Origin of the sequence: Candidatus Magnetaquiglobus chichijimensis, assembly GCF_045865675.1 — a bacterium.
Classification (GTDB): domain Bacteria; phylum Pseudomonadota; class Magnetococcia; order Magnetococcales; family Magnetaquicoccaceae; genus Magnetaquiglobus; species Magnetaquiglobus chichijimensis.
The window spans coordinates 263243-284130 of the sequence record NZ_BAAFGK010000002.1 but is presented as its reverse complement, the minus strand read 5'-3'; the positions used below and the strand labels follow the sequence as shown (position 1 = coordinate 284130).

The following is a 20888-nucleotide window of genomic DNA, read 5'->3' as shown; positions in this document are numbered from 1 at the left end:
CCACTATATCATAAACCGGTTTCCATAAACCGGATCACGGTTTGATAATCCATCTTGCCCGGTCCGAGCTGGGGAATGGTCTCCATGTGCTCGATGCGACCCGGCACGAACAGCGCGGACATCCCTTCCCGTTTGGCCACCGCGATCAGGGTGTCGCGATCCGGGGTCGGGTACTCGGTGGCCAGGACGATCCGCTCCCCCTTGCGGGAGTCGGAGAGGCTGACGGCGGCATGGCGATGGTCGGGCCAGGCGATCTCGGCCAGGGACTCCACCGCCGCCAGGGAGACCATCTCCCCACCGATCTTGGCAAACCGTTTCAGCCGTCCCACGATCCGGATGAAGCCATGCGCATCCACGGTCACCACGTCGCCCACATCGTGCCACCCGGCGCCCGGTCCGGAAGCGTGAACCGGCACCACCCTTCCATCCCCGCGCGACGGGATATGGCCGAGCATGAGGTTGGGACCGCTCACCAGCAAACGTCCGCCCTCGTGGACCCCGGCAACCGGTTCGAGCCTGATCGAAACGCCGGGCAGCGGCAGACCCACGCAACCCGAATCCCCTTTCAAAAGCGGGGTATCGACCGCGATGGCCGGAGCGCACTCGGTGGCGCCATACCCCTGATAGACCGGCACGCCGAATTTTTCCAACCACAGGTGGCGGGTCCGTTCGCGCAGAGGTTCGCCCCCGGCGAAGACCCGGCGCAAGGATTGAAAATCACCAGGGTGGGCCACCCGTCCGTAACCGGCCAGAAACGTATCCGTACCGACCAGGAGGGTAGGCCGCAGGCGTTGGGCCATTTCGGCGATGGCGCGGTAGTCGAGGGGCGAGGGGTGCATATGGAGCTTGAAACCGGACAGCAGCGGCGCCAGTCCGGCGACGGTGAGGCCGAAGGCGTGGAAGAGCGGCAGCACGTCGAGCATCAGGTCCTGGCCGGGAGCGGAGAGCAGCCCGACCCGCACCTGGACCTGACGGATGTTGGCCATGAGCGCGGCGTGGGAGAGGGCCACCCCCTTGGGTTCGCCTTCGGTGCCGGAGGTAAACAGGATCACCGCTTCGTCATGGGGGTGAACCGGGGGGCATGAACGGCTGAAAGAGGCCAGCCAGGCGCGGAGCAGGTTCCAGGGACGACGGGCCGCACCGGCCAGATCCTCAAGGTGGCGCACCGTGGTTTCGTTGGCCAACTCCGCGACAAGGGGGGCAAGATTGGCCTTGTCCACGAAGCGCCGGGAGGTGAGCACGAGGCGGATGTGGGCGGTGCGACAGGCGGAACGGGCCGCGCCGGGTCCGACGGTGAAGTTGAGCAGGGCCGGCACGCGACCGATGGCGAACAGGGCGAAGAGCACCACCAGGGATCCGGCGGAGGTGGGAAGCAGCACCCCGACCCGTTCGCCGGGTTGGGTCCATTCGGCCAGCAGACGACCGAGCAGCCGGGCGCGAAACAGCACGCCGCCGTAGTCGAGGCGCGCGCCGGTGGAGTCGGCGAGAATGGGAAAGGCGCGCCCCAACGTTTCGGCCATGTGGACCAGACCCTGCCAGGGGGTGGCCGGGTGACCACGAGCGTTGAGTGCCGCCTCTTCCAAGAGGGTTGCCAGAGCCAACTCGGCGGCGCGGGTGCGGTCGGAGCCGTGACCGGGATCGAGATGGCGCGGCGGCATGATGGTGAGGTTTGGGGAGGGGCGATACCCTTTCACGCGCCACCAGGCGGTGTGATCGATCCACAGGCCGATCACCGGCACGCCGGCCAACTCCGGCAGGCGGGCCAGACCGGCATGGATCCGTCCCACCGCGCCATCGCCGAAGCCGCCTCCGGTGGGAAAGAGCGCCACCCTGCCCCCTTCCTTCAGGTGTCGCGCCAGGGGCTTGAGCTGTTCGGGCTCGAGAGGGTCGAGAGGCATGAAGACCAGCCAATGGCACCAGGCGCGCAGCCAGGCCGGGGGCATTTCGCCGGGATGGAGGGCGAACCGGCAGCCATCGGGCAGGAATGGGGCCATGAGGAGCCAGTCCAGGCGGTGATCGTGATTGGCGACGGCCAGCCAACCACCGGTGGTCGTGGAAAGGATCTCCGCCCCATAAATATGGGCCCGCCGCCGGATCAACCAGGCGGTGAATCGCTTGCGCCATGTAGCCACGTCGTCATCCTTGCTCAAGGTTTGGGATAGGGATGCGGCAATCCTTGCAAAACGGTTTCAACCAGTCATAAAATAAAAGAATTTCGTAACCATTCAGCCCCCCCCTGCATGGGGTGGTCTCCAGAGGCCAATGGCCCCTGGGATCCAAGGGCAAAGCCCTTCGGAGGCTTCTTTTGCCTTTTGCGCGCTTTTACGAATCAGCGATTTTCGCAAAAAACGCTTTTTTGAAGAACGTTCTAAAAAGCCAAAGTCAACAGCCAACCTCGGAGACTCCCTCTCCGCACGTGAAGCCCGGGATCTTGCGGTCCCCCGTCCCCTGCAACCGTGGGGATCCTGAATGGTTACAGAATTTCAATCGTCTTTCAATTGCGCTGCGCGGAAACTTCCCATGAATTCATCCTTGCCCCGATCGACCGGTTCGATTTTGTCCCTGCTCGCGCTCGCAACCCCGCTCCTGTGGGGTGACGCCAACGCCGCCGATCCCAAAGAGACCATCCGCGCCCTGGCGGCCAGCGCCGAAAAGGATCTGCGCGGTCACCGGTTCACGCAACCCGTTGGGATGAATGCCCTGGAAAAATACCAGAAAATCATTGCCATCGATCCGGAAAATCCGGCAGGTCGCGAAGGGTTGAAAAAGATCGTCTCCTCGTTCCAGGAGTTGTCGAAGGAGGCGGAAACCGAAGGCAATCCCAATCTGGCCCGCCAGCGCAGCGAAAAGGCCAAACGGATCCAGGCCATGATCGACCGGATCGCAGCCAGCGACAAAAGCCGGGCCAAGGCCGAATCCACGCCCAAGAACCCGCCCGCCAAACCCTCGAAACCCAAGGCGGAACCGGAGTCCATGGCGGACGCCGGCAAGGAGGAGCTCGCCAAACCGGAGAAGAGAGCCAAATCCGGCGAGACTCCCGAAAGCAAGCGTCCTGCCCCACCGCCGCCCCTGCCTCTGCCGGGCCCGGACGCAACCTGGGTCACCGAACCCCTTCCCCCACTCGACAAACCCGCCACCGACCTGGCGCAAACTGGCGAAACACGTAAACCGGCTGATGCATCAAAACCGGATGGCGCCGCCCCGGCGGTCTCCCCGCCCACACCGGGCCCGGACAGCCCCGCGACCAGCGGCCCGGACGGGTCCGACCCGTCGAAAACAACGCCCCACCAAGAGCCAAAACTTCCCGAGACCACCCCCAAGGTGTCGAAAAAGGGGGAGGTGAACGGCCAGTGGCGGGTACAGGCCGAGCCGGTGACCGGGTTGGAGTTTGTCGAGATTCCGGGTGGTTGTTTCCAGATGGGCAGTGAAGGTAACGATCCGGACGAGAAACCGGTTCACGAAGTGTGCGTGCAGAGTTTCTGGATGAGCCGCACCGAGGTGACCAACGGCCAGTATCATCGTTTCGATGAAAAGCATGTGAGCGGCGCCTACGACGGGCATGACCTGAACGGCGATCTGCAACCGGTGGTGAATGTCACCTGGGATCAGGCCAACCGCTTCGCGGGGTGGATGTCGGGTCGCGGCGGGGTCCATTTCCGTCTGCCCACCGAAGCCGAATGGGAGTATGCGGCACGGGCCGGTTCCAAAAGCGCCTTTCCCTGGGGGGATCCCCCTGGCGACGGCTGCCGCCACGCCAATGTGGGGGATGCCACCGCCAAGAAGGCCTGGCCGAAGTGGAACGTCTTCCCCTGCGAGGACGGCTTTGCGGAGACCGCGCCAGTGGGAATGTTCATGCCGAACGGTTTTGGTCTGTACGACATGATCGGCAACGTCTGGGAGTGGGTGGCCGACTGGTACTCCCCGAGCTACTACGCCAGCTCACCCAAGGATGATCCGAAGGGGCCGGCGCAAGGGTTCTTCCGCACCGCCCGGGGAGGCAGTTGGGCGGTCTGGCCCGACTACGCCCGCACCGCCAACCGCACCGGCATCGACCCCACCCACCCGGACGTGCATGTGGGGTTCAGACTGGTGATGATGCCGTAACGTCGAGGCCTCGTCGGAAAAGAAACGTCCCAAGGGCTTTGCCCTTGGATCCCACCAGGGACCATCGGTCCCTGGACCCGAGCCGTTTTGACCTTCCTTTGATCTCACCCCGCCTTCCGTTCTCCCGGCAAAAGCATCGACAGCAACGCCGCGCCCAACACAAACCCGGTGGACCACCACAAACATCCCGTCAACCCATCATTCTGAAACGCCCAACCCGACAACAACGTTCCGGTCAAACGTCCCGCCGCGTTGGCGCTGTAATAAAATCCCACATTCATCGCCACCTTGTCGTTGTCCGAATACGACAAGATCAAATACGAATGAACCGAGGAGTTGATCGCGAACAAAACCCCGAACACCCCCAGACCGACGATCAATACCAGGGCCGGGTCATACCCCTGAAGCAAGGCCAGGGCGATGCCCGCCGGGGCGGCGGCCAACAAAAAGGCGACATTGCGCGCCGTGGTCCCGGCAGGATGCCACCTGCCCCGCAACAGCAACGGCGCCCCGGCCTGGACAAATCCGTAACAAACCACCCACATCGCCAGAAAACTGCCGACAGACACATGGCTCCAGCCCACCACCGACTGCAAGAAAACCGGCAACCCCACCACGAACCACACATCCCGTGAACCGAACAGAAAAAAACGGGCGGCAGAGAGCAGATTGATCTCCCGCGTATTGGAAAAGAGCTGAGAAATCCTGGCTTTGGCCTTTGTGACCCCCATACTGCCGGGCAACGCCCACCAGGTGAGCAGATAGACCACCAACAAAAGACCCGACATGGCCATCAGCGTGTGCTGAAAACCGAGCAGTTGCAACAACAACGCACCCAGAAAGAAACCCGCGCCCTTCAACGTGTTCTTCGAACCGGTGAGCACCGCCGCCCACTTGAACAAACGCGATTCGGAGTCCGCTCCCTTCGGCGTGACCAGCCTGACCCCGGCCTTGGCGCTCATCTTGTTGAGATCCTTGGCGACTCCCGAGATGGCCATGGCGGTCATCACGTAGCCCACCGTCAACCACGACGGATCCATGGCCAGCATGCCCAACGCGAACACCTGCATGAACCCACCGATCACCATGGTGCGGTTCAGTCCGATGCGACTGGCGATCCACCCGCCCACACCGTTGGTGAGGATGCCGAAGACCTCATAAAAGAGAAACAAAAAGGCGATGGACATGGGCGTATAACCCAAACCGTTGAAATGGAGCACCACCAGCATGTGGATCGCCCCATCGGTCAGGGTGAAGGCCCAATACGCCAGGGTGATCACGAGGTAGAGCCTGAACCCCAGTGTGCCGCCATTTTCGGTTTCGGTGGACATGTTTTTCTCCTGCCTGAACGTGCATGATGGGAAAGCCCCCGACCGTGGGCCACCCTGCCGGGCGTTCCAAGGTGGGAATGTGCGCAAAAGAGGCTCATTCCCCTTCCCCGAACCGATCAAACCGACCGGCAACCGTCCTACATGGAACGGGCCACCTGGGCAGCCAACTCCACCATGCGGTTGGCGTAACCCACCTCGTTGTCGTACCAGGAGAGAATCTTGACATGGGTGCCGTCAATCACCATCGTGGAGAGGGCATCGACAATCGAGGAGCGGGTATCGTTGTTGTAGTCGATGGAGACCAGAGGCAGCTCCTCGTAGCCGAGAATCCCCCGCAACGGACCCTGCGCCGCCTCCTTGAGAAAACCGTTGATCTCCTCGACGGTGGTGGGCCGGGGCACCTCGAACACCATGTCGGTGATGGAGGCGTTGAGCAACGGCACCCGCACCGCCGTGCCGTTGATCTTGCCGGTCAGTTCCGGAAAGATCTGGGTGATCGCCTTGGCCGAACCGGTGGTGGTGGGGATCAGCGAGAGCGAATTGGCCCGCGCGCGGCGCAAATCCTTGTGACCGAGATCGATGATGGTCTGGGTGTTGGTGATGTTGTGGATGGTGGTCATGGAGCCGCGCACGATGCCGATCTTCTCCAGGATCACCTTGACCACCGGGGCCAGACAGTTGGTGGTGCAGGATGCGGCGGTGACCACATCGTGCCTGGCCGGGTCGTACAGGTGGTCGTTCACCCCCATCACCACGTTGAAGGCCTGGGCATCCTTGACCGGACAGGCCACCACCACCTTCTTGACCCCGCCGTCGAAATAGGGTTGCAAGGCCGGCATGGTCTTGAACTTGCCCGTACACTCCAGCACCAGGTCCACCCCGAGCCCCTTCCAGTCCACGCCACCATTGGCAGGCGCGTTGGAAAAGCTCATGCGCTGGCCATCCACCACGATTCCGGAACCGTCCGAGGAGACCTCACGGTCCCAGCGGCCATGCACCGAATCGTATTTCAGCAGATGCGCGGCGCAGGTGGCATCCCCGAGAATCTCGTTGACATGCACGAACTCCAGCTCCGGCAGCCGTCCCCAGGCCGCCCGCAGTCCCAGACGTCCCATCCGACCAAACCCGTTGATGCCCACGCGGATCGTCATTTTCATTATCTCCCATTCATTTCGAGTGATGATCAAGAGTGATACCATTCACGGGTGCGCTGGGTGATGCGCACCACAGACAACATGACCGGAACCTCCACCAGCACGCCGACCACCGTGGCCAAGGCCGCGCCGGACTCAAAGCCGAACAGTCCAATGGCCGTGGCAACAGCCAACTCAAAAAAGTTGCTCGCGCCGATCAGTGCGGACGGAGCCGCCACGCAGTGGTCCACCCGCAATTTTCGGGAAAGCAGATAGGCCAGTCCGGCATTGAAGTAGACCTGGATCAGAATCGGCACGGCCAGGAGAAGGATCACCACCGGTTGACGGAGAATCTGCTCCCCCTGAAACCCGAACAACAGCACCAGGGTGGCCAACAGCGCGCCCAGGGAGACAGGATGCAGGCGGACAAGCAACGCCTCCAGGGCCGCCGACCCACCGCCGGCCAGAAGCCGCATGCGCCACCACTGGGCCACCACCACCGGCACCACGATGAACAGCGCCACCGAGATCAGCAAGGTCTCCCAAGGCACCACGATGTCTGAAAGCCCCAACAAAAACCCGACGATCGGCGCAAAGGCCACGATCATGATCAAATCGTTCAAGGCCACCTGGGTGAGGGTGAAGTGGGGTTCCCCGTCCGAGAGCCGGCTCCAGACAAACACCATGGCGGTACAGGGCGCCGCCGCCAGGATGATCAATCCGGCGATGTAGGAGTCGATCTGCGCCACCGGCAACCAGGCGTGGAACAGATGCCGCACGAACAACCATCCCAGCACCGCCATGGAGAAGGGTTTGACGCACCAGTTGATGAACAGGGTGATCCCGATCCCCTTCCAGTGGGCGCGCACCTCGGAAAGAGCCCCGAAATCGATTTTGAGCAGCATGGGGATGATCATCAGCCAGATGAGCAGGGCCACCGGCAGGTTGACGCGGGCGATCTCCATGGCGCCGATGGCCTGGAACGGCGCGGGCAGCGCATGTCCAAGGAAAATCCCGACCCCGATGCAGAGCGACACCCAGACCGACAGATGCCGCTCGAAAAAACCCAGGGAAGCCCCATTCTCTTTTTCAACCGTTACCGCGCACTGCCGACTCATGACGATCCACTCCTTAGTAAATCCGGTGACGGACATCTCACCACCGCCAACTCAATCCATGCCACCGATGCGATCCAGCTCCCGTTTCAACGCATCGGGATCCAGCGTTTCCAGGGACAACCCCAGAAAGGTCTGTACCCGCCGTTCCAACCGCTCCAGGGTGGTGCGAAACACCCCCAGGGCCGCACGATCATCCAAACCCTCGGCCAAACGGCCCGGCTCCGCCACCCCCCAGTGGGCCTTGAGCGGCGCCCCTGGCCAAATGGGGCACATCTCGCCTGCGGCACCATCGCACACGGTGATCACCACCCCCATGCGCGGGGCCTCGGGCAAGGCGAACACATCCCAAACCTTGCTCCGCGCCCCCTCCACGGAGATTCCCCGTTCCGCCAGGGCGCGCAAAGCCAGGGGATGGACCTGGCCACTCGGATGGCTTCCGGCGCTGAACGCACCGACCCGACCTCCGGCGTGGTGGTTGAGCAGCGCCTCGGCCAGGATGCTGCGCGCGGAATTATGGGTACACAAAAAAAGCACGTTCAAGCGGGACATGGCGATCAGACCTCCCTGGGTGATCGATAACGACCGAACAGATGCCGATGGATTTTCTGAAGCCCACACGGCGCTCTCCGATATCTGCTTATGCGAATATATCTTTATAAGGATATTTGGTCAACCATATTTTTTAACCCCCCATGTCTGACTTGCGTCCCGATCAAAAAAATTCAAATCTTACCCAAAAAGGCTCCTCACCTCCGGACCGTGGAGTTCCCTTTGGGTTTTCCAAGACAAAAAATGTTACCGTAACTTGCATGATGGGGGGAAAAGAACCCCCTCACCCCCGTGCCATGGAGCTCCCTTCGGCAGTTTCATGGTAACTTTTAAACTTGACCCCTCCCCGGCGCGGCGGCAAGATCGAACGCCGACGGTTACGATGCGGCCCGCCCCATCCTCCGCCCCCCACCCTGCCCGTCCACGCGGATCCATCGCCCCTTGGAAGAAGGTCCATGAACACGCCACTCAAGATCCTGCACACCGAATCCTCCCTCGGCTGGGGCGGACAGGAGCTGCGCATCCTCACCGAGTCCCTCGGCATGATGAAGCGTGGCCTGGATCTTCGCCTGCTGACCCCTCGGGAGGCGACCATCTTCCAGGAGGCCCAAAAACGGGGACTTCCGGTCGAGGCCGTGCCCATCGCCCGGAAAAATCTCCCCGGTCTCATCACGTTGCGTGAGCGGATCCAGACCCTGCAACCCGACGTGATCATCACCCACAGCTCGACCGACTCGTGGCTGACCGCTCTGGCAACCCGCTTCCTGGCCAATCGACCCGCGCTGATCCGCCTGCGTCACATCTCGGCCCCGGTGCCGGTCAATCCGGCCAACCGCTGGCTCTACGGAACGGCCAGCCTCCAGGTAGTCACCACCGGCGAAGGGATCCGCGAACGGCTGATCCGGATCAACCACATCCCGGCGGATCAGGTCCACTCGATTCCCACCGGCATCGATCTGGCACGATTCTCCCCCGGAGATCGACAGGCGGCCCGTGTCACCCTCGGACTGCCGGCGGAGATTCCGATCATCGGCATCGTCGCCACCCTCCGCAGCTGGAAGGGACATCACGATCTGATCGACGCCTTCGCGCGACTCAACCATCCCCGAGCCCTGCTGGTGATCGTCGGCGATGGTCCGCGGGAGGAGTTTCTGAAACAACGCATCGCCGCCCTGGGTCTCTCCCCCGAGCGGGTGCGCATGACCGGGCGTCAGGAGAACGTACCCCTCTGGCTGCGCGCCCTGGATCTCTTCGTGCTGCCGTCACTGGCCAACGAAGGGGTGCCCCAGGCGTTGATCCAGGCCATGGCCACCGCCTTGCCGATTGTTTCGACACCGATCGGCGGCATTCCGGAGATGATCGAATCCGGGGTGAGCGGCGTGCTGGTGACGCCTGGGGATGTGCCGGCCTTGAGCGCGGCCATGGGGAGCGTTCTGGAGAATCCGTCCGGGGGACGGGCGCTGGGCATGGCGGCCCTTGAGGTGGCGCGTGCGCGCTGCTCCACGGAGACCATGCTCGATCGGATGGAAGGGGTGATTCAGGAGGCGTTGCGGCGTCGCGACCGGAGGCGGTGACCCCTACCCGGAGGCATCCAGGGGATCACGCGGATGCATGGCATCCCGCACCTCCTGGCGAGCGAAAAAGAACAGGATCAAACCGGGAAAGCTCCCGAGCATGGTGAGCATGCGATACATCAAAAAGATGGTGCCGTAGGGAGCCCCGGAGGGGGAGGATTCGATCCAGCGGCACACCTGATCGAAGGTCGCCTCGCCCACCCCGATGCCACCGGGGGTCAGGGGGAGAAAATTGGCGATCCAGGCCCAGGGCGTGGCAAAGACATAATCCAGGGAGGCGAGCGGACCGAGATCCAGGGACTGGGCCACCAGGACGAGGGCGACCAGCATCAACGACTGGGCCACCACCGAAAGAAGGAACGCCTGGGCCAACTGTCGGCGCGCGTTGCGGTAAAGACGCACGATCTCGATCATGCGGGCGGTCAGGCGTCCGAGACGTCCGGAGACCAGAAAGGCGGCAAAGCGGGGCGAACGGCCCACATGTTTGGCCAACCGGTAGATCAACAACGCCCCAAGCGGCAGAGCCAGCACGAACACCACCACCGTGATCGCCATGAAACGCAGGGTGACGGAACCCAGCACCAGTTGAGGCTGAAAAGCCACCACGAAAAGCGCAATGACCAGCATGACATGCAACCCCACCAGTCGATCGACGAGCAGGGTGGAGAGGGCTTCCAGTTTCTGATCGGGAGCCACGCGCATGGCGTGGGCCATGCGGACCGCATCGCCGGCCATGCCGCCGCCGGGCAACACCAGATTGCAGAAGATGCCCAGATAGGTGATCCGTTGTCCCCAGGCGAAGGAGAGCGGGATCTGCTGGGAACGGAGGAGGATCACCCAACGCAGGGAGATCAGGGAGTAGCTGATCAGACTGAGCAACACCACGGCGAGAATGGTCCAGGGCGCGGCGGAGAGCTGACCCAGGGCGGTGAAATCGAGCTTGCCCTGCTGCCACAACAAAACGATCAAACCGGATGAAAGGATGAATTTCAACCACGGCACCAGCCGTTGCCACACACCTTGCATCACCGCTTCGGTCCCCCCGTGCATGATCGATGAGCGCGCGCCCGGAGTGTTACCGGGAGTCCCGGGCACCCGCCGCGGTCGTCTCGGAAAAACCGAGCATGGTCAACGGGATCGGCCCGACCTCCCGGACGACCGGCGTGCGCAGGCCGGAGAGCTGGGATTGCCGTTCGCGGATGATCTTGCCGAGGGCGGGATCGATCGGCTGGGCATGGGGTGAGGGGTTGGTCGCGATGGGCAGGGTGAAGACCGGGGCCGGTGCCCCCGGACGGACCAAAAGCCCGATCAACACGGTGATGAAAAGCCCCGCGCCGAGGGCCGCCACGGCGATCAGAGCGGTTTGCTTGACCTTCATGGACGCGCCCCCCGTTCCAGTTTCAGGTTGAAACGCAATTCGGTGACATCGGTGGAGAGTTCACGGGAGAGAATCCCATACCCCCGCTCGCGCAGACGTCCGGCCATGGCCTCGAAGTCGGCGCTGGCCACGTCGAAAAGCTCCTGGACCCGACCCTTGAGGGTCAGTTGGATCCTGGCCGCGTCGTCCTGCTCGATCGTCACCTGATCGAAAACGATTCGGCGTCCTTCCGCGGCGTCGTGCAACTCCTTGAGCAGCTCCCGCCAGGAGGGCGCCTCGCGCAGTCGCGCCAGACCATCGACAAAGGTGACCATCTTGCCCAGGGCCGGATCCACGGGTTCGGGTTTGGCGGTGGCGACCGTCAACTCCCGCTCCATCCGGTTGGCCTCGGCATCAAGGAGTCCGGCGCGGGTGTTGAACCACACGCCGGTCAGAAAGAGAAGCACGGTCAGGCCGAAAGCGATCGCCAGCACGGTCGGCAGGAGTCGTTGGGCCTGATATTGCAGCCGCTCCACCACCGGCAAGGAGGCCTGGGAGACCGTCAACTCACGCAGCAGCGACGGAACGGCGCTGACGATGAAGCCGTCGTCCGAACGTTTCAAAACCGTGGCCGGCAAAATTTCGAAGGGGAGCTGAAGAGTCCGTCCCAGCTCCCCGACCCAGGCCGCCTCGCTCAGCCGTTGCTGCTCTCCGGCGCGTTCGGTTTCGTCCGCGCCCTCCCCGAGCAGCCAACCAAAATGCAGAATGCGATTCAGGGTGGCCTTGGCGCCGATCACCAGGGCACGCAGCTCGCTGGCGATCGATTCGGCGAGATTCTCCTTGGCGGCGCGGCCACTGCCGTAACTGGAGACGCGGCTGGCCGCCAGCACCTGACCGGCACGCCCGATCAGGATATCCACATGACGATCGTGCTCGAAGAGCACCGCCACGGTGCGATCCTTGGGCTGCTGGTTCAAGAGGAGATACGGCAGAACATGCACGGAGAAGAGCAGATGGTGATGCGGATCGTCATGGGCGCGATCCTCGTGGACCCGCAGCCTCTCCCCCTCGGCCACGGTGCAATAAAGTTCGGTGGATGTCTTGCCACGCGCCCGTTTCCAGTGGGTCAGCAGACGGGCATGCTCCTGGGCCTCGCCGCTCTCCTGGAGCCGACGCCGGGCCACCACCTCGGCATAGGCCTTCGGCGCCTCGACGATCATGAACCGGGCCATGGCCCCACCCAGGTCGCTCACGACCCATTTATCCCCCTGGATCGCGGCGGGATCGGCAACCGGTTCCGCCCGTCCCTCCCCCAACCGGTGGGCCAGCCCATCCAGATCCACGATCCATGCATCCGACTCGGAGATGTTCATCGTCCACCCACGCGATTGACCATTGCGAACGCTCCCTCCCCTCAACCCGGTGGAGAGACCAGATAGTGCCCGGTCAAAGAGATCAGCACCTTCTCACCCGGCACCGGCGCGGGTTCCGTCCCCTTCTCCGTCCCCCGCATGCGCGCCAGCAGTCGCGGCGGCAACCCCTCGCGGGCGGTGAGCGCGGTGATCTCGAGCTTGCCGGGCTTGAAATGGTAACGGGCGGAGGAGGTCAGATGGTTCAACAGGGTGCGCAACTCCTCTTCCGAAACGAGACGCTCTTTGATCTCGACGGCGTAACGGGTCCACCCCTGGCGTTCGTCGAGCCGGTGTTCGGTGACCGACGCGGCGAAACTTTTGAGTTCATCGAGGGATTTCCGATACTCCGCAGCGCGGGTTCTGGCGGCATCCAACTCCGCGGAGCGGTTGCGGGATTGATCCATCCGCACCGATGCGACCCGATGGGTCTCCTGGGCCGAGACCAGATAGGCCCCGGCGCCCGGCATGGCCACCATCAACCCCACGGCCATGAACAAGGGAAAACGTTGCGCCAACGCGCGCAGCCGATCAAACAGGTTCATCGTCCGCCACTCCAAGCCTGATCTCGAGCATGATGGAAGCCGAGGGAATACCGACCGGCCCCATGATCACCGGAAATCAACCAGAATGCAACCTTGGCCACCCCTTTCCATGAGGATAACCATCCCTCCGTCATCCCGTCAACCCGATGCCCCGCACGGCCCCGCTCCCACACCATTGCCCACACGAATGCATGGAGCGCAGGGGCATTTTTTTTCATTGACAATATAATTCAATACCCTACCATTTGGTCGATCGTGTGTTTGCGCTCCACGGAACCCACCACCTTCACAAGAGAAACATTATCGAACATGAATACCATCCGCGCCAAACTCCTCAAGCGCCGGGAAGAGGGCTTTTCCCTCGTGGAAATGGCCATCGTTCTGGTGATCATCGGCCTGATCGTCTCGGCCATCGCCGTAGGCAAGACCACCATGGCCAAGGGTGAGGCCACCAAAGCCTTTCAGCAGTACATCAACCCCTACATCCAGGCCGTGTTGAGCAACTATCAGGGCACCGGCACCACAACCCTGAGCGCCTCCACCCAAAAAGAGCTTCTGCCCTCCTACAAGTACGGCGACGGCTCCATCGAACTCGATGCCGCCAACACCAAGGCGACCGCCTCCGGCCAGCTGACCGTGGCCTTCAAGCTCACCGGACTCTCCGGCGATCAGGGCGGCGAGTTGGCCAATGTCTTCCGCAACGCCCTGGCCGGCACCACCCTGGACGCCAACGGCTCCTCCACGGTCAATGCCTCCAATGCCCTGCTCTCCGCCACCTTCCGCGTGCCCGCCGTCAACATCGGCGCCGCCGCCAACTGATCCACCCTACCGTGGACCTCCCGATCCGGGATGTCCACGGTCAGGATCCCGCTCGTCTCCCCAGCCCGCATGAAACGGGTGCCGATTCAGAATCCCGCCTGAAAAAACCCGCCAATCCGTATGGTTGACACCGATTCCGGCCACCGCTTCCATGGCCTGTGCGACATCCGGAAACACCCCGAACACCGTCGAACCGCTGCCAGACATCAACGTCGCCCGCGCGCCCGCTGCTTCAAGCGCCGCGCGCGCCGCTCCGATCTTCGGCTCGATCTCCAAGGCCGGCGCTTCCAGATCGTTCTCCAACGCGCCGATCCACCCCTCGCCCGCCGCTGGCATGCCAAGCGGGGCAGCGCGTACCGGGAATCGACCGTTCAACCGTTGAAACACCCGTCCGGTCGCCACCCCCGCGCCGGGAAACACCAACACCAATGCCCCGGTCAACCCCTCGGCAAACGGCATCAACCGCTCCCCGATTCCCCCGACCCAGGCGGAACGCCCACCAAGAAAAAAGGGAACATCCGCACCCAACCGTACCCCCAGCTCGATCAGCTCCGCCAGACTCCGCTCCAGTCCCCACAGCCGGTTCAAGGCCAAAAGCGTCAACGCCGCATCCGACGATCCCCCACCCAGACCCGCGCCATGCGGGATTTGTTTCACCAGTTCCAGCCGCGCGCCGCATGACACCGCATAACGCTCGGCCAGCAGACGGGCGGCGCGCCAGACCAGATTCTCCTCCACCGATCCGGTAACCGGCGGATCGCACGTCAACGACATCCCGCCGTCGGTGACCGTCACGCTCAATTCGTCATACAGAGGGAAAAAGACCATCCACGATTCGAGCAGGTGATACCCATCCGCGCGACGCCCCACCACCCGCAGGGCCAGATTCAGCTTGGCCGGGGCCTGGAAACGGGCCGTTGCACCGATGACCGCGCGTCCGGTCATGCGGACTACGGCTCCAGGGGACGCGACAGGGTGAAACCCGCGTCCAACGCCTGTTCGAACTGGGCTTTGGTGGGACCTTCGGACGGGAACCGCCAGTTCCGCAACACGAACTCCATGCGGATTTTCGGTTGGTCCAGAGTGACCAGGATGGTCTCAGGCATCAGATGGGCGCTGGCGCGCCGCGCGAGGGGATCGGGCCAGGTGTAGACGGTCCGATACCGGGATCCGGGGGCCACGGTGCCGGTTCGTTCACGGATCCGTCCGCTCTCCGGATCGAGCCACAACCGCTCCCCGGAACGGCTCTCGATCCGTGCGCCGGAGGGCTCCAGGGGCAACGTGGCGGCGGGTTCGACCGCCTCGGCCTGTCCCATGATCCAGGCAAACAGACGCTCCGGAGGAATCGGCACGCCGATCAGATGGTGCAACCCCTCGGAAGTGGCCGGCACCTCGGTGACCATGCGCTTGTCGGGATCGACCCAGCGTACCCGCCCGTCACGGGCGAGCAACTCCGCCGCGACCTCTCGGAACGGACCGCGCACGCGCATGCGCACCCGCGACCAGCCGCTGCCCAGAAGCTCGATGCGGTTGCGTCGTCCCTGGTCCGGGGTTTCGATCTCCAGGGCGCCCTCGACCGCCCAGAAGGAAGATCCCTCGCGACGCAACCCCTGCTCCTTCTGGTAGCGTTCGACCACCACGCCGCCCGGAACGGTGCGTGGCGACTCGCGCGACGGATCCTCAAGGACGGCGCAGGCAGACAGCAGCACGCCACAACCGATCGCCACGGCACGGATGAACGCGCGGGAATCGAGACGGATCAACGGGTCGCACCGTTACCGGAGAGATCGGGCCTGGTTCCGCCAGGGGCATCGCTGCTCTTGGTGGACCCATGGCCCTCCTGGACGTGACGGTCGATCTTGGCCCGCAAGGCATCGTTGGCGCTGTTGAGTTCCAGGGACTGACGCCAGACCGTCAACGCCTCCTTGATCCGGCCCGAGGCGGCCAACACATCCCCCAGATGTTCGCGAATGGTGGGATCCTTGGGTTCCATGCGCACCGCCTCGCGCATGCGGGTCAACGCCTCGTCCAGGCGGTTCATGCGGTAGAGCACCCAACCGAGGCTGTCGAGGATGAAGCCATCGCCGGGTGCCAACTGGGAGGCCCTGATGATCAGTTTGTGGGCCTCTTCGAGCTTTTCGTTGCGTTCCGCCCAGGTGTAACCGAGATAGTTCAAGGCGTGGGCATCGTCCGGGTTCTTGCCCAGATACTGTTGGAGATCCTGCTCGGCCTCGGGCCAACGTTGGAGTTTATCCAGAGCCATGGCGCGGTTGAACAGGAAGCGGCTCTGATCCGGGGCCAGATGCAACCCCTTGGAGGCGGTATCCACCACCGCGTCGTACTCCTCCTCCTGGAAGAGAATCACGGTGAGAGCGAGCAGAACCTCGATCCGGTCCGGATAGGCATCGTTGAGGGATTTCAAGCGACTGGCCGCCTCCTTGCCCTTTTTCTCGCTGGCATCCAGGAAGGCGATGCGCACCTGGGCCTCCAGATAGAAGGGGTCGTCCTGCTTGATCGATTCGTAGGCGTTGCGGGCATCGCGCAGCCGGTCCAGGGCTTCGAGGGTCTGACCGATGTAGTAGGCCACGCCACTGTTGCCCGGACGCACCGCATCCGCCAGGCGCAACTCCTGCAACGCATCCTCGAAGTGACGCTGACTCATCAGGATGAGCGCCGAGGTCAGCCGCGCCTGCACGCTGCCAGGAGAGAGACGGGCAATGGTGCGGAACTCTTCGAGCGCGGCGGCGCGATCCTCCTGGGTGAGCAGCAGGCGACCCAGCCGGCTGTGGATGGTCTCGCTCTCCGGATTGCGCGACAGGAACTCCCGATAGATGGTCTCGGCCTCCTTGGGTCGGTCCATCTCCTGCAGGGCCGCACCGAGGGCCAGGATCGGCTCGAGTTGATCCGGGGCCTGTTTGCGCGCCTTGCGGAAATACTCGAGGGATTTCTTCAGGTCGTTCATGTGCACATAGGCGCGGCCCATGGCCAGATTGGCCTTCCAGGCCACGTCGGACTTGGCGAAAAGCGGCGCCAGAGCCCCCTTGGCACGGGCCGGATCCTTGAGCCGACCATAAATCTGGGCCAGCATCAGGCGTGCCGACAGATGATCGGGCTGCTTTTTGATCAACGCCTCGTAGTGGCTGGCCGACTCCGGATAGCGTTCCAGGGCATTGAGGAGCCCCGCAAGCAGCAAACGGGCCTTCACGTTGTCGGCGTCGAGGGCGACCGCCTCCTGGGCATAGCGGGCCGCCACGTTGAGTTCACCGCGCTGTGTGGCCAGATGCGAGACGATCAGCCGCGCCTCGACCGACTTGGGATCCCCCTCGGCCACCCGGACGAAGGCGTTCTCGGCCTCCTCCCAGCGCCGGTCGCCCATCATCATGTGCCCCAGGACATAATAATAATAGACGCCATCCGCGCTCGGTTTTTCCGGGGATGGCGTCTGGGATGTTCCGGCAGCCCCCACCGAGTCGCTCTGGTTTTTCTCGTCCTTGGGAACCTCTGCGGATGCGGTTGGGGTGCCATTCACCGGTCCCACGGCCACGCAACCGGACATGACCAGTCCGGAGAACAGGCTCAACCACCGAACGCCCCTTTTACCACCCACCAATCGTCTCATCATGCCATGCCTTTGCCACCGGAACCCGTGACCGGTTACCGATATGAACGTGCTCGATGGAAGGAGAACCCCTCACCCCCAACCCTGGACAATCCTGACGGGCTTCCACGGAATCGCGGCACGATGCGAACAGACCCGGCATCACCACACCCGTATCGCTCCCTGACCAGAGTTCCATCCCTGAAGCGCGATCGTGTGACGGAACCGGACCGCTTCCGCCCACAACCCGCGCGCTAACGCGCGCGCAGGACGAGACAAGCAGGTCGAGCACCGGGAACGATCATGGAATTGTAATCGATTTCAAGGTAAACGCCGTGAGATGACCGCCTGGAACAACCGTGCGGGAAAATCTTTTTGCGACCCTTCCGAACAGACAGCATAGCACAGATCCAAAGGCCTTTCCAGCGACATTTGGCTCCATGCGGAAATTCATGTCTCTTCGCTGACCTGTCCGTCGTCGGCCCACTGGATCTCCTGGATCAGTTTGGCCAGGTCCAATCCATACATGCGCGCCACATCGCTCAACGTATCCACTTCGGAGGCCAGACACTCTCCGCAATCGATCCCCTTGAGCGCCAACATCCGCGCGAGTCCGGGATGTTCCCGCATCAAATGGGCCATGGTTTTGTTCGCGTCGATGCCACCCATCCCAGCCCCCTTCCCTACCACCCTTTTCGATCGAAATGTGCATGATGAGGGCGCCCCTCTCCCCCGGAGCGCACCCCCTTCGGACGCGTCACGGTCGAATGGCGCGCGTCGCGCTTCTGCGGGTTTCCTTAATTGGAGAATAGTGTGCCATTCCCGCCACCGCATGGCAACAAGATTCCACACGACCGGATCGCCCGTTGAATCGAAAACCCGGAACGGACAAAATCAGAACCCACCCTTGCATCCAGGGCCACAATATGCGATACTCGTTTTTTGAGTTCAGACTCAGACCTCGACCATTTCAACCCTCTGCTCTGATTCACGGGAGAGCATTCGTGACAAGAAAACTGACCATGGGCGGCAAAGCCCCTCAAACCGGTTACCGGGTCTCCCACTCCCACCGGAGAACCAAACATGTCTGGCTGCCCAACATCCAAAAACGGTCGCTGTTCAGCATGGCTCTGCGGCAGAGCTTCCAGATGACCCTTCCCACCGAGACCTTGCGCTCCGTGGACAAGGCCGGCGGCCTGGACAACTTCCTCCTGCAAATCGATACCGGGCTGCTCAACGAGCCGATGCGTCGCCTCCAGGCCCGCATCCGCGAGCGCGCCACCCGCGAGGCCACCGCCTGATCCCGCGACATCCGATCTCCGTACCATCCGATCCTTGGAATTGTCGAGGTCGTCATCCCTTCCAGGCCCGACGTCTCCAGGCATCCAAAAAAAGCGGGCCGTTCTGCAATCATGCGAAACGGCCCGCTTTTTTTTAACCCGGATCCAACCAGAACCATCCTGCCAGCCAGGTCGGATGCCCGTTCGGAACCTCCGCGACCTGGCCGTTGAAACACGATCACAACCGTAACCATTCAGGTTCCCTGCATTTTGGGCGGGGGCCAGGGGCCATTGACCCCTGGTGAAAATCCAAGGGCAAAGCCCTTTGGACTTTTCCGTTGCCCGCCAGGGCCATCGAGGAGGCACATGGCTCGCGGAAGACGCGTCGCCTCCGGCAGCATGACTCCGGGCCCTGTTCGCGGGAACGTGTCGCAAAAAACGCGAAACGTTCCCGCAGCCAAGGCGGCGCGCAGCGTTCTTTCGCAAAAGACGCGAAAAAACGCTTTTTTGTAGAGCGCGCTCAAAAGAAAAGTCAAAAACAAAACCTCGGAGGCTCTGCCTCCGAACCTCCGCCGGGGAGCTTCGGTCCCCCGCCCCCTGCAATCGTGGAGATCCTCATCGTTACCGTAAGACTCCCGCCAGGGAGGTCCACAGTCAGGGGATGAGGGGGTCTCCCCCCATCATCCCCGTTACTCACAACCCGTGATTGAGAAAATAAGGCATCAACCGGATGCCCGGATCAAAGGTCACCGAGGCGCTCCGCAACAGATTCTCGTCATAGACCTGGTTGCCATCCGGCGCGATGCCATGCCCGACCATCGCGAAAGGAACCGGACCCGGATCGTGGGTCTTGGTCACCAGCGGCGTCGGATGGTCCGGCAGAGCCATGGCCCGGAACGGACCTCGCCTGGCCAACGCCTCGAGCACCGGTCCCACCAGCCGCGCGTCGAAATCCTCGATCGCCTTGAGCTTGTAATCCATGCGCCCGGCATGCCCCGCCTCGTCCGGGGACTCCACATGCACGAACATCAGGTCGCGCGTCTCCAACCCCTCCAGACAGGCCCGAGCCTTGCCCTCGTAATCGGTGTCGATCCAACCCGTGGCCCCCGGCACATGCAGCACGTCGAAACCGATGTGGGCCGCGATGCCGCGCATCAGATCCACCGCCGAAATAATCCCACCGCTCTTGCCGAACCGCTCCTGAAAACGGGGAAGGACCGGCTTGCGACCATGCCCCCACAACCAAATCGAGTTGGCCGGTCGCTTACCCTGGGCCACCCGCGCCAGATTGACCGGATGGTCGGCGAGAAATTCCCACGAAGCGCGCATCAGCGCAAAAATCGGCTCCGCGTCCGGTCCCTCCGGAGTGGCGCCCTCGATCGGTTTATCCGAAATGTCGTGGGGCGGACGGCTTGTCAACCGATCCCCGCCGTTGCGCCACACCAGCAGATGACGGTAGCTGACGCCAGGGTAGAATTGAAACCGCTCTGAACCGAGCCGCTCGTTCAAGGTTTCGATAATTTTCGAAGCCTCGGCTGAAGAGATGTGTTCCGCGGAAAAATCGCCCATGACCGAGAATTGGTCCGCCAGCGTGACCAGATTGCAGCGAAAGGCGATGTCATCGGGACCGAGTTCGACCCCCATGGCTGCGGCCTCCAGCGGACTGCGCCCGGTGTAACTCTGGGTCACGTCGTAGCCGAGCACGCCGAGATTGGCGATGTCGCTGCCCGGATAGTACCCATCCGGGGTGTTGAGGGACCATCCACCGATCCCCTCGCGAACCATGCGATCCATGTTGGTGGTGCGGGCCGCCATCAGCGGCGTGCGGCCCCCGAGCGCCTCCAGGGGACGGTCACTCATGCCATCCCCAAGAAAAATCACGTATTTCATCGCCAACTCCCGTTTTCTGGGGCATCAGGACAGGCCGGAAGGCCACGGATCCGATAAGGCCTGCTCCGAGGCGATGCGCCCTGGCATGTGGGTGGGCTACCGGAATGCACGGACGGTTCAGCCCGGATACATCATCAGACCATCCGAACGAGAAAGAGTTTCATTCCGCCCGTCCGGAAAT

General features: G+C 62.9%; 18 protein-coding genes. 4 read left to right on the top strand and 14 right to left on the bottom strand.

Annotation, left to right across the window (positions count from 1 at the left end; all coding sequences use genetic code 11):
- Positions 1-8: 8 nt before the first annotated feature.
- On the bottom strand, positions 9-2132 hold the full coding sequence (locus ACOY6C_RS03195; protein ID WP_420904030.1) for an AMP-binding protein: 2124 nt from the start codon (positions 2130-2132) through the stop codon (positions 9-11).
- Between the two features lie 388 nt (positions 2133-2520).
- Here ACOY6C_RS03195 and ACOY6C_RS03190 point away from each other — a divergent pair, with 388 nt between their 5' ends.
- Positions 2521-4104, top strand: a complete 1584-nt coding sequence (locus tag ACOY6C_RS03190) for a formylglycine-generating enzyme family protein (protein ID WP_420904029.1) — start codon at positions 2521-2523, stop codon at positions 4102-4104.
- A 104-nt stretch (positions 4105-4208) separates the two neighbouring features.
- On the opposite strand, the gene arsJ is transcribed toward ACOY6C_RS03190, so the two are convergent.
- The 4 genes from arsJ to ACOY6C_RS03170 form a co-directional block, all read right to left on the bottom strand.
- A complete protein-coding gene (gene arsJ, locus ACOY6C_RS03185) occupies positions 4209-5435 on the bottom strand; it encodes an organoarsenical effux MFS transporter ArsJ (RefSeq protein WP_420904028.1) in 1227 nt (408 codons plus the stop codon).
- Positions 5436-5572: 137 nt separating this feature from the next.
- Positions 5573-6586: an ArsJ-associated glyceraldehyde-3-phosphate dehydrogenase gene (locus ACOY6C_RS03180; RefSeq protein ID WP_420904027.1), complete on the bottom strand. Its 1014-nt coding sequence runs from the start codon at positions 6584-6586 to the stop codon at positions 5573-5575.
- Positions 6587-6618: 32 nt separating this feature from the next.
- The gene (arsB, locus tag ACOY6C_RS03175; RefSeq protein WP_420904255.1) at positions 6619-7638 is read right to left on the bottom strand and encodes an ACR3 family arsenite efflux transporter; all 1020 of its coding nucleotides are present in this window, start codon (positions 7636-7638) and stop codon (positions 6619-6621) included.
- A gap of 99 nt (positions 7639-7737) precedes the next feature.
- Complete coding sequence (locus tag ACOY6C_RS03170) at positions 7738-8235, bottom strand: arsenate reductase ArsC (RefSeq protein ID WP_420904026.1); 498 nt, start codon at positions 8233-8235, stop codon at positions 7738-7740.
- A 455-nt stretch (positions 8236-8690) separates the two neighbouring features.
- Here ACOY6C_RS03170 and ACOY6C_RS03165 point away from each other — a divergent pair, with 455 nt between their 5' ends.
- Entirely contained in the window at positions 8691-9809 is a 1119-nt protein-coding gene (locus tag ACOY6C_RS03165; RefSeq protein WP_420904025.1) for a glycosyltransferase, read from the top strand.
- A gap of 3 nt (positions 9810-9812) precedes the next feature.
- Here the strand turns inward: ACOY6C_RS03165 and ACOY6C_RS03160 are convergent, their stop codons facing one another.
- From ACOY6C_RS03160 to ACOY6C_RS03145, 4 genes are read right to left on the bottom strand one after another with little or no spacing between them, the layout of a single operon-like run.
- Positions 9813-10859, bottom strand: coding sequence for a lysylphosphatidylglycerol synthase transmembrane domain-containing protein (locus ACOY6C_RS03160; RefSeq protein ID WP_420904024.1), 1047 nt, complete (start codon positions 10857-10859; stop codon positions 9813-9815).
- Positions 10860-10884: 25 nt separating this feature from the next.
- Entirely contained in the window at positions 10885-11187 is a 303-nt protein-coding gene (locus tag ACOY6C_RS03155; RefSeq protein WP_420904023.1) for a hypothetical protein, read from the bottom strand.
- Positions 11184-12539, bottom strand: a complete 1356-nt coding sequence (locus tag ACOY6C_RS03150; protein ID WP_420904022.1) for a hypothetical protein — start codon at positions 12537-12539, stop codon at positions 11184-11186. The genes ACOY6C_RS03155 and ACOY6C_RS03150 overlap by 4 nt, the downstream gene beginning before the upstream one ends.
- Positions 12540-12580: 41 nt before the next feature.
- A complete protein-coding gene (locus ACOY6C_RS03145; RefSeq protein WP_420904021.1) occupies positions 12581-13120 on the bottom strand; it encodes a hypothetical protein in 540 nt (179 codons plus the stop codon).
- Between the two features lie 309 nt (positions 13121-13429).
- Here ACOY6C_RS03145 and ACOY6C_RS03140 point away from each other — a divergent pair, with 309 nt between their 5' ends.
- Positions 13430-13939: a prepilin-type N-terminal cleavage/methylation domain-containing protein gene (locus ACOY6C_RS03140; protein ID WP_420904020.1), complete on the top strand. Its 510-nt coding sequence runs from the start codon at positions 13430-13432 to the stop codon at positions 13937-13939.
- A 6-nt stretch (positions 13940-13945) separates the two neighbouring features.
- Here the strand turns inward: ACOY6C_RS03140 and ACOY6C_RS03135 are convergent, their stop codons facing one another.
- The 4 genes from ACOY6C_RS03135 to ACOY6C_RS03120 form a co-directional block, all read right to left on the bottom strand.
- Entirely contained in the window at positions 13946-14884 is a 939-nt protein-coding gene (locus ACOY6C_RS03135; RefSeq protein ID WP_420904019.1) for a 4-(cytidine 5'-diphospho)-2-C-methyl-D-erythritol kinase, read from the bottom strand.
- Between the two features lie 5 nt (positions 14885-14889).
- Positions 14890-15702, bottom strand: coding sequence for a lipoprotein insertase outer membrane protein LolB (locus ACOY6C_RS03130; protein WP_420904018.1), 813 nt, complete (start codon positions 15700-15702; stop codon positions 14890-14892).
- A complete protein-coding gene (locus ACOY6C_RS03125) occupies positions 15699-17519 on the bottom strand; it encodes a tetratricopeptide repeat protein (RefSeq protein ID WP_420904017.1) in 1821 nt (606 codons plus the stop codon). Before ACOY6C_RS03125 ends, ACOY6C_RS03130 begins: the two co-directional genes overlap by 4 nt.
- A 468-nt stretch (positions 17520-17987) precedes the next feature.
- Positions 17988-18206, bottom strand: coding sequence for a DUF1858 domain-containing protein (locus ACOY6C_RS03120; RefSeq protein WP_420904016.1), 219 nt, complete (start codon positions 18204-18206; stop codon positions 17988-17990).
- A gap of 335 nt (positions 18207-18541) precedes the next feature.
- Here ACOY6C_RS03120 and rpmB point away from each other — a divergent pair, with 335 nt between their 5' ends.
- Positions 18542-18838 carry a 50S ribosomal protein L28 gene (gene rpmB, locus ACOY6C_RS03115; RefSeq protein WP_420904015.1) on the top strand — a complete coding sequence of 99 codons (297 nt, stop codon included), beginning with the start codon at positions 18542-18544 and terminating at the stop codon, positions 18836-18838.
- A 672-nt stretch (positions 18839-19510) separates the two neighbouring features.
- On the opposite strand, the gene ACOY6C_RS03110 is transcribed toward rpmB, so the two are convergent.
- Positions 19511-20707, bottom strand: coding sequence for a cofactor-independent phosphoglycerate mutase (locus tag ACOY6C_RS03110; protein ID WP_420904014.1), 1197 nt, complete (start codon positions 20705-20707; stop codon positions 19511-19513).
- Between the last annotated feature and the right edge of the window lie 181 nt (positions 20708-20888).

What these genes read in the sequence shown, in the direction of transcription:
- ACOY6C_RS03190 (WP_420904029.1), top strand. Translation starts at nt 2,521, where the DNA reads ATGAATTCATCCTTGCCCCGATCGACCGGTTCGATTTTGTCCCTGCTC.
- arsJ (WP_420904028.1), bottom strand. Translation starts at nt 5,435, where the DNA reads ATGTCCACCGAAACCGAAAATGGCGGCACACTGGGGTTCAGGCTCTAC.
- ACOY6C_RS03180 (WP_420904027.1), bottom strand. Translation starts at nt 6,586, where the DNA reads ATGACGATCCGCGTGGGCATCAACGGGTTTGGTCGGATGGGACGTCTG.
- ACOY6C_RS03170 (WP_420904026.1), bottom strand. Translation starts at nt 8,235, where the DNA reads ATGTCCCGCTTGAACGTGCTTTTTTTGTGTACCCATAATTCCGCGCGC.
- ACOY6C_RS03165 (WP_420904025.1), top strand. Translation starts at nt 8,691, where the DNA reads ATGAACACGCCACTCAAGATCCTGCACACCGAATCCTCCCTCGGCTGG.
- ACOY6C_RS03160 (WP_420904024.1), bottom strand. Translation starts at nt 10,859, where the DNA reads ATGCACGGGGGGACCGAAGCGGTGATGCAAGGTGTGTGGCAACGGCTG.
- ACOY6C_RS03155 (WP_420904023.1), bottom strand. Translation starts at nt 11,187, where the DNA reads ATGAAGGTCAAGCAAACCGCTCTGATCGCCGTGGCGGCCCTCGGCGCG.
- ACOY6C_RS03150 (WP_420904022.1), bottom strand. Translation starts at nt 12,539, where the DNA reads ATGAACATCTCCGAGTCGGATGCATGGATCGTGGATCTGGATGGGCTG.
- ACOY6C_RS03145 (WP_420904021.1), bottom strand. Translation starts at nt 13,120, where the DNA reads ATGAACCTGTTTGATCGGCTGCGCGCGTTGGCGCAACGTTTTCCCTTG.
- ACOY6C_RS03140 (WP_420904020.1), top strand. Translation starts at nt 13,430, where the DNA reads ATGAATACCATCCGCGCCAAACTCCTCAAGCGCCGGGAAGAGGGCTTT.
- ACOY6C_RS03135 (WP_420904019.1), bottom strand. Translation starts at nt 14,884, where the DNA reads ATGACCGGACGCGCGGTCATCGGTGCAACGGCCCGTTTCCAGGCCCCG.
- ACOY6C_RS03120 (WP_420904016.1), bottom strand. Translation starts at nt 18,206, where the DNA reads ATGGGTGGCATCGACGCGAACAAAACCATGGCCCATTTGATGCGGGAA.
- ACOY6C_RS03110 (WP_420904014.1), bottom strand. Translation starts at nt 20,707, where the DNA reads ATGAAATACGTGATTTTTCTTGGGGATGGCATGAGTGACCGTCCCCTG.